Source organism: Listeria floridensis FSL S10-1187, assembly GCF_000525875.1.
GTDB classification, from domain to species: domain Bacteria; phylum Bacillota; class Bacilli; order Lactobacillales; family Listeriaceae; genus Listeria; species Listeria floridensis.
The window spans coordinates 1-14,095 of the sequence record NZ_AODF01000030.1; the positions used below are offsets into that span (position 1 = coordinate 1).

Consider the following 14,095-nt stretch of genomic DNA (forward strand, 5'->3'; position numbering starts at 1 on the left):
AAAACACTGATCGACGCCATTCAAAAATCGGGATGCTCGTCTTGCCAAGAAGGAAGTCAGTGCCTACATCACGACGTACAAAACAAGATTAAAGATAGAGGAGTCATACAATTGAAAGACCAAACAAATTTACGAACACCTGAGTTTGAGGGAGCCAGGGAAAAACAGTTTTTTCTCATTTTCGGGATCATTCTTGTCGCAATTAATTTGCGTATGCCAATTACATCCGTCAGTCCGCTGCTTGAGCTGATTCGGCTGGACTTGCCGATGTCAAACACACTCGCCGGATTTCTAACCACATTGCCTCTTATTGCCTTCGCTATTATTTCACCGTTCGTCTCCAAACTGAGCCGCCGAATCGGTACTGAGAAACTCGTTTTTTATACATTGATTTTTCTTGCTGCCGGAAGCTTCGTCCGCCCACTTGGAAACCTCGCTCTACTCCTTGCCGGAACTCTTTTAATCGGGATTGGCATTGCAGTTGGAAATGTTATCTTGCCAAGTATCATCAAAAAAGAATTCCCATTCCGCCTTGGCCTTTTAACCGGTATTTATTCTATTTCAATGAATCTTTTTGCCGCAATCGCATCTGGACTTAGCTTCCCGCTTGCAAATGCAGGACTAGGCTGGCATGGAACGCTTTATCTCTTTGCCGGATTTACAATTTTAGCCTTACTACTATGGCTACCTCAGCTTTTGAAAAAACAAGAGACTCCCGTGAAAGAATCTGTGAAACCTCTTCACGCCGAGAGAAACGTTTGGAAATCGAAAATGGCCTGGCAAATTGCTGCTGTAATGGGCATTCAATCTGCCGTATTTTATATTTCTGTTGCATGGCTTCCAGTCATTATCCAAGATCGAGCTTTTCTGCCGGAGATGGCGGTTTGATGCTTTCTTTGATGCAGTTTGCCATCATGCCAATCACATTCATTATCCCGATTATCGCTGGAAAAATGCGTGATCAGCGTTTACTTACAACCCTCTCAAGTTTATTTCTCATTGGCGGTGTAATTGGATTAATGCTACCAGTTCATCATTTATTCTTTATTGCTGTATCTGCCATTTTACTAGGTCTCGGCGGCGGAATGGCTTTTAGTCTCGTAATGATGTTTTTCAGTTTGCGAACCAGTACGCCAGAAGAGGCTGCAGATATGTCAGGGATGGCTCAATCGATTGGATACCTGTTAGCCGCGTCAGGCCCCGTTTTATTTGGATCATGCATGATATGTTCGGCAATTTTAAGATTCCGCTTATCATTTTGCTGATCGCTTGTTGCTTGATGCTTTTCGCTGGGCTCGGAGCAGCAAAAAACAAGAAGATTTTTGAATAAAAAAGCCGTACCAAGTTTTCACTTGGTACAGCTTTTTTATTCACCATTTTGTTCGCGCAGCCGCTTTAATTTGTCAGCGATACGTTCCTTGCGTTCCTCGCCTCGTTCGGCATCTTTTTTTACCTCAAGCGATAAAAGAACAGCATCCCCTTCAGCCAAATCGTCAGCAAGCAGTTCCACTGGGAATTCAAGTGTGCGTTCATCTGTTTCGGTTATGAAAACAGCAATTCCGTCTTCGATCCGATCAATCGTTGCTTTTATTTCCATTTTTCCACCTACTTCGTCACAGCGAGACCTTGCTCTTTGATTTGTCGAACGATTCCTTTTCCAATCCCATCGATTCGCTTTAAATCATCAATTGATGAATACGGACGGTTTGCAATGATTTTCTCAGCAAGCTCCGGTCCGATTAAAGGAAGAAATTGCAAATCTTGAGCGCTCGCAGTATTTAAATTAATCGATGTCGGCATTTCTTCATTTTTAGCTTCTTCTGTAGTTGATTTTTGTTTCGTTTCGCGACTCATTCGGTAGCTGCTGCCAGACTTCGGTTCACCTTCTTTTTCTGTCGCAACATGAAGTTTTGTGCCGTCAGTCGTAATCTCAACTGTACCATTTACATCCGTTCCATAAGTATCAATATTGCGTTCTTTCAGCCAAGCGAGCACCTCAACATGCGGGTGTCCATAACTATTCCCTTTTTCAGCGGAATAAACCGCCACTTGCGGCTTTACCTTATCCAGAAATGCCGGCTGATTCGATGTTGAAGAACCGTGATGTCCCAAATCTAAAATATCAGCATCGAGTGCCAAACCGCTGTCGATCATTTCTTTCTCGCGTCCTTTTTCAGCATCGCCCGTGAATACTGCCGCAATATCTTTATACGTCAGCCGTACTGCAATCGAATCATTATTTGCATCATTGCTTAACTTATCAGGACTTAAAACCGTTAAATGAAATGGACCGAATTGAGCTTTGTCTCCTCGTCTCGGTTCTTTATACTTTGCCTTTGAAGCAAGTGCTGCATCAATGACTTTTTCATACGTTGAACTATTAAATTCAAGACCATCCATCCAAATTTCTTTTGGTTTGAAATTTTGAATGACTTTATCTGCATTCCCAATGTGATCGGCATGCGGATGAGTTAAAAGCAGCAAATCAATTTGTTTTACCCCTTTTTCCCGCAGTAAATCGAGAATCCGGAAATCATCTTGCCGCCCCGTATCAATCAAAATCGTCGTCCCGTCGTCCGCTTGAATCAGCGTACTGTCTCCCTGACCAATATCAAAAAAAGTAAAACTTGCTCCCTTTAGAGCATCACTTGACAGCTCTTTTTGAGTAGAGTCGGATGAACCGGCGATATTACCGCAACTCGCTAGAACTGCAAGCGCTCCAAGCATTATTACTACTAACCATTTTTTCACTATGTATGCCCTCCTCAACTAGCTAAGTATATCAGAACGAACGTTCCCAGTAAAGATACTATGGACATAAAAAAAAGCGCGAACCGGAAAGGCTCGCTCTTTTTCCATTTATTTTACCGTTTCGTAAAACGCAAACTCGACTTCTTCCGTTTTTGGATCGTAGTCAATTTTCCAGTCGTGATCTTTGAAATACCAAATATCATGTTCTTCGATGAAAAACAAGATGCCGTCTTCTTGATCTGTTACCGCCGCTTCTGTTGGACTTTCAGCAGCTACACCAATGGAAAACCCAGGATGCAAGGAACTGTTGGAGCCGCCGTATTTCGCGAATAACCGAATGCCATTGCCGTTTGATACATCAAACTCGTCTTTAAACCAATCACGTGCTTGTTCCGTCACTTTGATTTCCATTTTCTCACTCCTCTTTCCATCTGAATTACAGTTAAGATTAGCAGATTTTAACGCAAAAAGCACATCATCTGCTTCTTTTATGTTGATTAATTTTACCACGAAGCGAGAACTTTTAAACCTTTGGCATAAAAAAGAGCCTGACGCAACTTCTTGCCGCCAGACTCTTCCTTACAAACTTATATCCTTCTATTTTTCAAGCGGTGCTTTTCCGAGGAAAGCTTTAAACATCCAGATATGTTTATCAATGCTTGTCTTGAAACCGATCAGCATATCATTGGATACATCGTCGCCTTCTTTTTCTGTAAGCTCAATTCCTTGTTTATATTCGTCACGCAAGAGCTCAAGCGTTGCAACCAAATCTTCAATCAATTCTTCCATTGTTTTAGGTTTTGCATAAGGTGTTTCTTCTACACTCGCATTTGCAAGAAATTCTTTTAATGTACTAAATGGGCTGCCGCCGATTGCAAGTAGACGTTCTGCCATTTCATCCATTTGTTCGCCGAATTCGCTGTAAAGCTCATCCATTTTTTCATGCATGGTGAAGAAGTTACGTCCGCGCATATACCAATGGATTTGATGGATTTTCACCGTAAAGACATTTAGATTAGCTACTTGATGGTTCAAGAATTCTTTTGTGTCAACTGAATTAATGGTTTTCATTTGTTTTTAGCTCCTTTAAATTAAAATAATTATTAATTAATAATGATTATAATATAGAAAAACACAGATGTCCATCTTGTTGCTCACTCTTTCATAATACCACAATTCAGACTTGCTAAACGTCAATTGGGATTGCAACTTGAGCCGAAGTTCGGCATAATGAAGTGTGGAGGTGAGTACGCACAATGTGGCCTAACAAATTGATCCCCGGAGCTCATCTTGATGCGATTCGGGTTTTTGAAAAAGAGCATCATGTTGCGCTTCCCGCTCGTTACAAGGAATGGATTAGCCGGCAAGATGGCGGTTTGCTGAAGAAGAACCGACTAAAAACGACAGAGCCGACTTCATATGATCTTGATGGGATTGAGATTTACCGCTTGCTCGGCCTTAATGAACTCATTACGGAAAAGCCCGCCAGCAATCAAAATCCTTTGTCCGGCAAGAAAATTTATTTTTCGCAAGATGAAACCCGCTATCTTGGATTTGATTATAAAAGAACAGAACCGGAAATTATTTATGTAGACTTTGAAACTTTGCAAGTTCTATCTGTTGCACCGAATTTTGATGCTTTTTTGGATGCACTTTATTTTGAACCGTTTCCAATCGAAAACGCGGAACGTTTCAGTCATGATAAATTAGAGCAGATTTCGGCGGGACTTACAGCTTCTGAATGCGAAGAGCTACTCTTGACAATAGAAGATGAGGCGGATAAAGATTGGTATTTTAGCCAGCTTAATTTGTTAGCTGATCGCGGCGCCGCGGAGGCGGCCGCTCGTTTATTCGAAAACCAAATCCTTTATTTCAAACGAAAATTGCCTGCTCGGCTGGTTACAGAAATGTTTGAAAGCCTTAAAGCCAAGTCGGTTTCACTTGATGGTTTGAAAAAGGAATGGAACAGTACGGACTGAAATAAGGAGGAATTGGAATGGTAAAAGTAGTTTTTGTATGTTTAGGCAATATTTGCCGCTCACCGATGGCGGAAGGTTTTTTCAAGAAGCTCGTGACGGATGAAGGACTTGCTACTTCATTTGAAATCGACTCGGCGGCAACAGGTTCGTGGAATCTAGGCAAACCGCCGCACCGAGGTACGCAACAGATTTTAAAAAAACACGGGATTGATTACAGTGAAATGCGAGCGCGCAAAATTAGCAAAGAAGATTTTCTTTCAGCAGATTATATCATCGGGATGGACGACGCCAACATTACAGATATTGAAGCACTGCGTGACCCAGAATCACAGGCAGAGATTCGGAAGCTGATGGATTACGTATCGAACCCGGAAAAGCCAAATATTCCCGATCCTTATTATACGGGAGATTTTTTGGAGACGGAGCGCCTTATTTCTGCAGGCGTAAAAGGTTTGCTTGATACAATTCGTGCCGCTCATAAGCTCTGATGTTTCAAAACCTTACTTTACGGTAATAATAAACAGGACAATCAAAAAAAGTGAGGTTTTACCATGATTGGAATTATTTGGGGAATTATTGTGATTTTATTTGTATTCTGGTTGCTTGGCATTATTTTCCACATTGCAGGCGGTTTGATTAATATTTTATTAGTCATTGTGCTTGTCTTGATTATCTGGAATTTAATTGCGTCCATCCGGAATAAGCGAAACAATTGATTCACATGAAAAAAAGAGGCGTGTCCTGCGGGCACGCCTCTTTTTTTATTTTAATCCAAGTTTTTTACTCTCGATAAAGTCTTTCATATCGAGCCGTGTTGCATGTTCCATTCCTTTTGCTATTTGCTCGGTCCATGTTTCGCTACGTACTCCGCCAGTGCGGTCTGTATAATACTTGCTGATCGTTTCATCGTAGGCTTGGTAAAGCCCTTCTTCTTTTTGCTGATAGCGATTTTCATGGTAAACAAGTTCGTATGGCATGCGCGGTTTTGGCGCGGAATTTTGTTCGGGATAGCCGATGGTTAAGCCGAAAAGTGGCATTGCATGGTCAGGAATTTCAAGTAGGTCGGATACTTGTTTGATGTTGTTGCGGATTCCGCCGATGTAGCAGATCCCAAGTCCTAGTGACTCAGCTGCGATGGCCATGTTTTGAGCCGCAAGGGCTGCATCAATGACGGCTACAAGCCATTTTTCTGTTGTATCCAGTGAAGCTGGATTAGCGCCCTTTGATTCGGCGATCGATTTGTTACGGTTGAGATCGGCTGTGAAAACAAAGAATTGGCCCGTTGTTTCTACGTAATCCATTCCTCCAGCGATTTGTGCCAACTCGCGCCGGATTTTTTTATCGCTCACGCCGATGATCGAATAGGCCTGTACAAAATTTGAAGTTGAAGCGGCCTGTGCACTTTCAACAAGCAGCCGAATTTCACTTTCCGTTAAAGCCTTATCTTTGAAAGCACGGACAGAATAGTGGCTTAAAAGCTGTTCAATGGTTTGGTTTATCATTTTGTTTCCCCCTTAGTCTTCAAACACTTGGCGATCGTAGTGCGGCATTTGGTCAAGATCTTGGAACGCTTGCTGACGCAGTGCCTCATATACCAATATTGCCGCAGTATTCGACAGGTTAAGCGAGCGGATTTTATCTGTCATCGGAATTCGAAGTGCCGTTTCCTCGTGAGCACGCAGTAGTTCGTCTGGCAGACCAGTTGTTTCCTTTCCAAAGATGAAATAATGATTTTCATCAGAGTTGCTGTAATCCACATCGCTATAAAGATGATGTCCGAATTTTGTAATCATATAATAATGCCCATCCGGGTTTTTTTCAAAAAATTCATCTATGGAATCATAGTAGGTTAAATTTACATGCTCCCAGTAATCAAGTCCGGCACGTTTCAGCATTTTATCGTCAGTACTGAATCCGAGCGGTCGAATTAAGTGGAGATGGGTATTTGTTCCAGCACAAGTTCGCGATATGTTTCCGGTATTGGCTGGAATTTCTGGTTGATAAAGGACAACATGGTTTGGCATAGTTACTATTCACCTTGTTTCTATAATATTTTTTGCATGGTCAAGCTCGGCAAGGACTTCCAAATCTGTTTCGGTTTGCAGCGCCTCGTTCAGGGCTTGTTCGGCGGCTTCGCCGCCTATCTTGGCAAGCGCCCACGCAGATGTGCCACGAATGACAGGTCGCGGGTCATTTGTTAAACAATCAATCAAAAGACTAACAGCCGTCTTATCTTTGTAGCGAGCAAGTACAATGATTGCATTACGCTGAATCGGCTTTTTGCCGCGCCATGATCCGGCCATGTCACCGAATTTTTCTTTAAAGTCACGATTCGAAATCGTAAGAAGCGGTTTAAGTTCTGGGCGGACAAGTTCTGGATCTGGTTCCATTTCAGGATGAAGATGGAAATCTTTGCCGCGGTTATACGGACATACGACCTGGCAAGTATCACAGCCATAAAGCCGGTTATGTAAGACTTCGCGATACTCTTCTTCAAGAAAGCCCTTTGTTTGTGTTAAATAGCTTAGGCAGATTTTAGGGTTCATTTTCCCTTCACCTAAAAGCGAACCAGTTGGGCAAGCTTTGACACATTGATTGCAATCCCCACATAAGTCTCCTATCGGCTTGTCTGGCGGAAATGCTAAATTTGTAATCATTTCCCCAAGGTAAACAAAGGAACCATAGTCTTCTGTGAGAAGCAAAGTATTTTTACCGCGCGCCCCGATTCCTGAACGTTCAGCTACCGCTACATCAGAAAGTTCGCCGGTATCAACCATTGATTTCATTTTAGCATCTGGAACGCGCTCTGTAATAAATTTTTCAAGAAGGACTAATTTTTCCCGCAAAATTGTGTGATAATCTGTTCCCCACGAAGCACGTGCGAAAACACCGCGCCGAGAACCTCTCTTGCTGACCGGAGGTTCTTTCAGCTTCGACGGATAGCTAAGCGCAATGGCGATGATTGAACGTGGTTCATGAAAAATTTGATCGGGATAGACTCGTTCATCAATGACGGGGTGCTCAAAACCGGTCAAAATGCCTTCTTTTTCAGCGATGAGCAGGCGCTCTTTCAAAAAAAGAAAAGGATCAGCTGTCGTAAAACCGATTTTTTGGATGCCAACTTGAGCCGCGTAATCAATGATTTCTTGTTTAAGCTCTTCTAAGTTCATCTGAAATAGTCTCCCTTCTGCTCGGAAAAATCTCATGAAATAAAAATAAAACGCAATGCTTCGCTTAAAAAGGTCGAAACACTGCGTTAGTAACAGTTTTATAAAAGCGGGTGAGGAGAATCGAACTCCCGACAACAGCTTGGAAGGCTGTGGTTTTACCACTAAACTACACCCGCATAATGACTAGGTTCTAACAGTTGTTCGTAACAACTTTTATATCATATCATCGAAATTTCATTTTGACAAGACCTTTTCGATAATTTTATTGCTTTTTTGTTAAAAAAGCAGATTTGAAGGGTTATCACAAACTCGTCTTATTACTTTCCCATTTCTTTCTAAAAAGATTCATAGTCTGTTCATATTTAAATTTTACACTGAATTTATCAAAAAGAACGAGGTGATTCGATGAAGAAAAAAATAGATCCTTACTTAGTTGGCATTATTCTGATTGCCGCGTTTTTTAACTTCTATGGAATTTGGAACGATGAAACGGTTAATCCATATTATACAGCAGCAGTCACAAGTATGGTACAGAATTTTCATAATTTCTTTTATGCAGCTTTTGATCCTGCTGGTTTCATCACGGTGGATAAACCGCCTGTAGCCTTTTGGTTCCAAGCAATTAGTGCCAAGATTTTTGGTGTTCATGGCTGGAGCGTAATCTTACCACAAGCGCTTGCTGGTATTGGTTCAGTGATTATTTTATATTTCCTAATTAAACCACGCTTTGGCAAATGGGCAGCACGGGCTTCTGCACTCATTCTAGCATTAACGCCTATTGCGGTAGCGGTTTCACGAACAAATAACGTAGACGCGGTGCTCGTATTCTTCTTGCTTCTCGGTGCACTATTTCTCTTTAAAGCGGTTAATCGCGGCAAATTTGGTTGGCTTTTACTAGCCTTTGTTATGGTTGGAATTGGTTTTAATGTAAAAATGCTTCAAGCTTATATGGTGCTTCCAGCTTTTGTTATTTTTTATTTACTTGCTACTCGCCGCCTCTCATGGAAGAAAAAAAATCATTCAGCTAGGTATCGCACTTGTGCTGATGCTCGGTGTATCTGTTTCTTGGGCGGTGGCGGTCGATCAGACTAGCGCTTCCAGCAGACCTTATGTCGGTAGCAGTCAAACGAACTCTGTTCTGGAACTTGCATTCGGTTATAACGGGATGGAACGCCTTCTCGGTCAAGAAACTGGGATGGGAACAAGTGGAGGAATGGGAAGTTCTGAGGGAATGCCTAGCGGCGGAACTAATGGACAAACGGATGGAAGCAGTAGCGGTACAACAGATGGTAACAGCGGTGCTTCGCAGTCTGACGGGAGTGGCAGTCAATCAAACGGCACTCCACAAGCTCCTCCATCAAATAATGGTCAAGGTAGCAGCGGAACACAAGGTACTCCTCCAAGTGGTCAAGATGGAAACGAACCGGGCGGAACTCCTCCGAGCGGTGGCGGTGGACCAGGCGGAAACGGTGGCAGTCAAGGCGGCGGTTCTAAAATGACAGGATCAGGCGGTATGTTCGGAACGGGAGAACAAGGTCCGCTTCGTCTCTTCCAAACAGCGCTTGGTGATCAAATTAGCTGGTTCTTACCTCTTGCTTTGTTCGGTATGTTGGCTATTTTCCTTGCATATCGTAACGAACAGAAAAAATGGTTCTACTTAACTGAAACGCAAAAAGAAATGGTCTTCTGGGCAGCATGGCTGGTTCCTGTTGCAGGATTCTTCAGTGTAGCAAGTTTCTTCCATCATTACTATTTGATCATGCTTGCTCCAGCAATTGCAGCACTCGCAGGGACAGGACTTGTTTCACTTTATACATTGTTCCGCGGGAATGTTTCTTGGAAAACCTATCTATTACCTGCTTCGATCTTACTCACTGGCGCACTTCAAGCATTTTATGTCGCACAATACAGCATGGCGCTTGGTATCTGCCTCGCAGTAGTTGTAATTCTTGCAGCCGTTCTGCTCGTTGCTTACCGCAAAAAAGCCATTAAATTAACGGCGAAATTGACGGCAGCTACACTTGCGATACTCTTGATTGCCCCAACGTACTGGTCACTCACTCCACTCATTTATGGCGGAAACAGTTCTCTTCCTGAAACAGGACCACAACTAGCAACATCAAGCGGCGGCGGATTTGCAGATGCTTCTGTTGACACTGGGTTAATCAACTATTTAGAAGAAAATAGTGATGGCGAAACCTATCTATTTGGAACAACCGATGCAACTACTGCCGGACCATATATTATTAAAACGAAAAAAAGCTGTACTTGCAATGGGTGGTTTTAATGGAACTGATCCAACGCTTACGGTGAGCGAACTGAAGAAAATGATTAAAAACGGCGAAATTAAATACTTCTATGTTCCAAGCAACAGCAAAGCTTCTGATTCCGCTGTGATCGAATGGATTGAAGAAAACGGAACAGCTATCGATTCATCAGAATATGGTTCCACGGTAAGCACAAATACAGATGCTAATTCTTCCGCTACGCAAACTACGAATGGTGGAGGCGGCGGTGCTGCTGGTATGAATGGAACTGGAAACGGAACACTTTATCTACTCAAATAGGAAGGATGGTGCAAGATGGCAAATAAAATCACTTACTCGGTTGTCATTCCTGTTTATAATGAAGAAGAAGTTTTGATGGCGAGTTATGAACGACTTACTGATGTGATGGAGACTCTTGGCGCAAGTTACGAGCTGCTGTTTGTGAATGACGGCAGCCGTGATGGTTCGCGTGACCAGCTGGATGCGATTCAAGCGCTTGACCCAAATGTGAGGGTGCTCCACTTTTCGCGAAATTTCGGACATCAAATTGCAATCACGGCTGGAGTAGATTATGCAAGCGGCGAAGCGGTCATTGTGATTGATGCGGATCTGCAAGATCCGCCGGAGCTGATTCCAGAAATGGTGAGGAAATGGCAGGAAGGCTATCAAGTTGTTTATGCGAAACGCGCCGCCAGAAAAGGTGAATCATTTTTCAAAAAAGCTAGCGCCTCCATCTTCTACCGAGTGCTTGCCAAACTTTCCGATACGCCCATTCCGGTTGACACTGGCGACTTTCGGTTGATGGATAAAAAGATTTGTGCGGAACTGCGAAGGCTTCATGAAAAAAATCCGTTTGTGCGCGGGCAAGTTAGTTGGATTGGTTTTAAGCAAACCGCGGTTGAATACTCACGTGATGAACGGCTATACGGGGAAACGAAATACCCGCTTAAAAAAATGATTAAGCTTTCAATTGATGGTATTACTTCTTTCTCCTATCTACCGCTTAAGCTTGCTAGCTATCTTGGAGTTGCGGCTTCAGGAATCGGACTTCTTTATATGCTGACTATTTTATTCCAAAAACTATTTACATCGGTTACGGTCCCCGGTTGGGCATCCATTGTAATCATCCAACTAGTCTTTTTCGGAATCATCTTATTCGTACTTGGCATGATCGGCGAATATCTTGGGCGGATGTATGAAGAAGCAAAAGATCGACCTCGCTATATTATTGATGAAGCAAATGGATTTGATGCACATTACCTTTACTTCGCTCGTCAGCAAGGTACAAAATAAGGCATAAAAAAAAGTCGAACCATTCATGAATGGTTCGACTTTTTTTATGCCAAGAGATTAATACAGTAGCTCGAGAAAATCTTCTTGTGTGATATTCCCGAAGTATTTTTTCACATCAATGCCTTGAAGTGATTCTTTCAAGCTTTCTGGTTGATATTTTGTACCACGCAAACGATCCTCTACTTCTTTTACATCACCAACTCCAAAGAAATCGCCAAAAATTTTAATATCTGTGATCATTCCTTTTTGGACGTTTAAACGGATGTCAATCGAACCAACAGGAAAGCGTTTTGTCCGCTCTAAATCAAATTTTGGCGACTTGCCGTAATTCCAATCCCAGTTAGCATAACGTGCTTTTGAAATTTCGTGGATTCGCTCCCAATCTGCATCAGTTAATTTGTATTCTTTTACATCTGCAACACTTTCAACATTAAAAATATAAAGCAACAACAAATCACGAAATTCTTCGGTTGTCATTTTTTCATCCATAAAGTCTGCGATATTCGCTACACGACTGCGAACTGATTTTACACCTTTTGATTCTAGCTTATCTTTACGCGGCTTAAGCGAAGCTACAACATGATCGAGGTTAAGGTTATACATCAATGTTCCGTGGGAAAACATCTTGCCTTTTGTTGCAAACTGGGCATTGCCTGATACTTTGAAGCCGTCAATCAACAAATCATTACGGCCTTTCAGTTCGGCATTCACACCAAGTTTTTTCAAGGCTTCAACAATCGGCTGTGTAAATTTGGCGAAATTATGGAATGAATCTCCATCATCTTCTGTAATAAAACTGAAATTGAGGTTGCCCTCATCATGATAGACTGCTCCGCCGCCTGATAGACGCCGCACAACGATTACTCCATTTTTTTCCACATAGTCTGTATTGATTTCTTCAATCGTATTTTGATTGCGCCCAATGATAATCGACGGTTTATTAATATAAAACAGCAAAACAGGCTCATCCAAATTGAGTTCAGTCAAAATAAATTCTTCCACAGCTAAATTAATTCGCGGATCTTTTTCATTATTATTGTCGATAAAATACACGTGTTTCTACCCCTTTTTTAAACAGTTTTTGTAAAACCTTTTTCTGCTAGCTCAATCGGCCCAGAATAGACCTCTGCGGCTTGTTTTTTTTAATTCGTTCAAATCCCCAACTTCAGGTAAATGGCTAAGAAGCAATGATTTCACATTAGCTTTTGTAGCAATCTCACCAACTTCAACACTCGCCATATGTACTTTCGACTTCCCTGCCATTTCTTTGTAGAAATTGGTATCGGCAACAAGTAAATCAGCATTTTGCGCAAATGAAACGAAACTTTCTTGGTACGCACTGTCAGCTGTATACACAAAAACGGTTCCGCCTGCTTCAATACGCATTGCGTAGCAAGGCACAGGGTGGACTGTCTTTAAAAAGGTAATGCTGAACGGTCCAATTTGGAGCTCGTCATTTGCATGATATTCATATGCTTTGGTTACACCTTCCATTTCTAGATATGAGAATCCGCGTTCATCTTCTTTATGCCCATAAACTGGGAGTACAGGAGGCTTATTTTCTTTCATCGAAAGCAGTCGAATATGCTGCAAAATCCCAAGGTCAGCAACATGATCTGGATGGTAATGAGAAATAATCGCTGCATCAATCTCATCAGGATCGATATAGTTTTGCATGATTGAAACTGCGCTTGCACCGACATCTATTAAAAGCTTAAACCCTTTTTCTTCAAGCAAGTAGCTTGAGGTTCCGTCGTTCGCTTTTGGATAGCCGCCCCAGTGTCCGAAAACTGTTAATTTCATTTGTTTTGTCACCCTCTCTTCACAACTTTTATGATACAACACTTCCCGCTTAAACCAAAGCAACAAGTTTCGAACACATGAAAAACCCATCCAGTGTGCTGGATGGGTTTCGTAAGTTATTTTGCGAAGTATTTTTGCTCTAATTCTTTGGTAAGTTTTTGCGTGTTCGATAGCTCACCGACCGCAACAAAACGTTTACTCGTCTCAGTAGGCTTATCACAAGTGATTAGCGTAATTCTATTATCACCTGCATCATCTAGGACACCCACTTCTGTCTCGCTCACAATTTTTGTTTCCGTTACTTTATATTCGTACAAATTTTTAAGGTCAGTTGTATAAATCTTAGCACCTTTTTTAACGGTCATTAGCGGTCCAAATAACACAGATTCGTTTCGCATATGATGTCCCGCAAGCGGATAGTTTCCTTTACCCATCGATTGGTTGGGAAGCATGGTTGTTGCACCTGCAATTAGGTTTGCTGTATTGGTTCCCTTCAAAATCAAAAGATTAATATCTACTGATGGGATCGCGATTGAACCGACAACCGCATTTTTATCGTAATTTGCAGCTCCCTCTACCACGCTTTTCATAGAAGGAAGTTCAACACTATCATAGTCAAAAGTTGCTTTCTTACTGTTGTTGTCTTCAACTGCTTTCGCCGAATAGTTCGTGATATCGTCGCGTCCGCTCATAAACTTCACAATACCCGTTTTAATGAACGGCGAAAAAATGAGTAAAAGTCCAATAATCAAAATGACAACGGCTATTATTTTTTTGGCCATAGTTTTCCTCCTTACTGCTTTTCTATTATATAGCAGAAGAAAAACAACTT

At 42.0% G+C, this 14,095-nt stretch carries 13 protein-coding genes, 1 tRNA gene and 3 pseudogenes; 6 read left to right on the forward strand and 11 right to left on the reverse strand.

The features are described from left to right. Positions 1-105 precede the first annotated feature (105 nt). A pseudogene (locus tag MFLO_RS17045) lies at positions 106-1,330 on the forward strand (CynX/NimT family MFS transporter). A gap of 36 nt (positions 1,331-1,366) precedes the next feature. Here MFLO_RS17045 and MFLO_RS11055 read toward each other — a convergent pair. The 4 genes from MFLO_RS11055 to MFLO_RS11070 form a co-directional block, all read right to left on the reverse strand. Continuing rightward, the gene (locus tag MFLO_RS11055; protein WP_051993618.1) at positions 1,367-1,597 is read right to left on the reverse strand and encodes a DUF3006 domain-containing protein; all 231 of its coding nucleotides are present in this window, start codon (positions 1,595-1,597) and stop codon (positions 1,367-1,369) included. 8 nt (positions 1,598-1,605) lie between these two features. Next, entirely contained in the window at positions 1,606-2,754 is a 1,149-nt protein-coding gene (locus tag MFLO_RS11060; RefSeq protein ID WP_149023035.1) for an MBL fold metallo-hydrolase, read from the reverse strand. A gap of 105 nt (positions 2,755-2,859) precedes the next feature. Next, positions 2,860-3,162, reverse strand: coding sequence for a HesB/YadR/YfhF family protein (locus MFLO_RS11065; protein WP_036098049.1), 303 nt, complete (start codon positions 3,160-3,162; stop codon positions 2,860-2,862). Positions 3,163-3,348: 186 nt separating this feature from the next. After that, entirely contained in the window at positions 3,349-3,822 is a 474-nt protein-coding gene (locus MFLO_RS11070) for a Dps family protein (protein ID WP_036098050.1), read from the reverse strand. A gap of 185 nt (positions 3,823-4,007) precedes the next feature. On the opposite strand from MFLO_RS11070, the gene MFLO_RS11075 reads away from it, so the two are divergent. The 3 genes from MFLO_RS11075 to MFLO_RS15430 all read left to right on the forward strand — a co-directional run bounded on the left by MFLO_RS11075 (position 4,008) and on the right by MFLO_RS15430 (position 5,446). Continuing rightward, complete coding sequence (locus MFLO_RS11075; protein WP_051993619.1) at positions 4,008-4,730, forward strand: SMI1/KNR4 family protein; 723 nt, start codon at positions 4,008-4,010, stop codon at positions 4,728-4,730. Between the two features lie 17 nt (positions 4,731-4,747). Next, positions 4,748-5,218 carry a low molecular weight protein-tyrosine-phosphatase gene (locus tag MFLO_RS11080; protein WP_036098052.1) on the forward strand — a complete coding sequence of 157 codons (471 nt, stop codon included), beginning with the start codon at positions 4,748-4,750 and terminating at the stop codon, positions 5,216-5,218. A 63-nt stretch (positions 5,219-5,281) separates the two neighbouring features. Then, a complete protein-coding gene (locus tag MFLO_RS15430; RefSeq protein ID WP_149023034.1) occupies positions 5,282-5,446 on the forward strand; it encodes a lmo0937 family membrane protein in 165 nt (54 codons plus the stop codon). A gap of 45 nt (positions 5,447-5,491) precedes the next feature. Here the strand turns inward: MFLO_RS15430 and nfsA are convergent, their stop codons facing one another. The 4 genes from nfsA to MFLO_RS11100 all read right to left on the reverse strand — a co-directional run bounded on the left by nfsA (position 5,492) and on the right by MFLO_RS11100 (position 8,076). Then, on the reverse strand, positions 5,492-6,229 hold the full coding sequence (nfsA, locus tag MFLO_RS11085) for an oxygen-insensitive NADPH nitroreductase (RefSeq protein WP_036098088.1): 738 nt from the start codon (positions 6,227-6,229) through the stop codon (positions 5,492-5,494). A gap of 15 nt (positions 6,230-6,244) precedes the next feature. Continuing rightward, positions 6,245-6,754, reverse strand: a complete 510-nt coding sequence (gene trmL, locus MFLO_RS11090) for a tRNA (uridine(34)/cytosine(34)/5-carboxymethylaminomethyluridine(34)-2'-O)-methyltransferase TrmL (RefSeq protein ID WP_036098053.1) — start codon at positions 6,752-6,754, stop codon at positions 6,245-6,247. Between the two features lie 9 nt (positions 6,755-6,763). Next, entirely contained in the window at positions 6,764-7,900 is a 1,137-nt protein-coding gene (gene queG, locus MFLO_RS11095) for a tRNA epoxyqueuosine(34) reductase QueG (RefSeq protein ID WP_036098055.1), read from the reverse strand. 105 nt (positions 7,901-8,005) lie between these two features. Beyond that, a tRNA-Gly gene (locus tag MFLO_RS11100) sits at positions 8,006-8,076 on the reverse strand. 229 nt (positions 8,077-8,305) lie between these two features. Between MFLO_RS11100 and MFLO_RS11105 the strand changes: the two are divergent. Together MFLO_RS11105 and MFLO_RS11110 are read left to right on the forward strand one after the other, a co-directional pair. Further along, a pseudogene (locus MFLO_RS11105) lies at positions 8,306-10,467 on the forward strand (glycosyltransferase family 39 protein). A 15-nt stretch (positions 10,468-10,482) separates the two neighbouring features. Beyond that, the gene (locus MFLO_RS11110) at positions 10,483-11,460 is read left to right on the forward strand and encodes a glycosyltransferase family 2 protein (protein WP_036098056.1); all 978 of its coding nucleotides are present in this window, start codon (positions 10,483-10,485) and stop codon (positions 11,458-11,460) included. Positions 11,461-11,517: 57 nt separating this feature from the next. On the opposite strand, the gene MFLO_RS11115 is transcribed toward MFLO_RS11110, so the two are convergent. From MFLO_RS11115 to MFLO_RS11125, 3 genes and pseudogenes are all read right to left on the reverse strand, one after another. Next, positions 11,518-12,513, reverse strand: a complete 996-nt coding sequence (locus tag MFLO_RS11115) for a lipoate--protein ligase (RefSeq protein ID WP_036098057.1) — start codon at positions 12,511-12,513, stop codon at positions 11,518-11,520. A 17-nt stretch (positions 12,514-12,530) separates the two neighbouring features. Continuing rightward, positions 12,531-13,263 (reverse strand): annotated as a pseudogene (locus MFLO_RS11120) (MBL fold metallo-hydrolase). 116 nt (positions 13,264-13,379) lie between these two features. Then, positions 13,380-14,045: a class A sortase gene (locus MFLO_RS11125; RefSeq protein ID WP_036098058.1), complete on the reverse strand. Its 666-nt coding sequence runs from the start codon at positions 14,043-14,045 to the stop codon at positions 13,380-13,382. Positions 14,046-14,095: the final 50 nt, after the last annotated feature.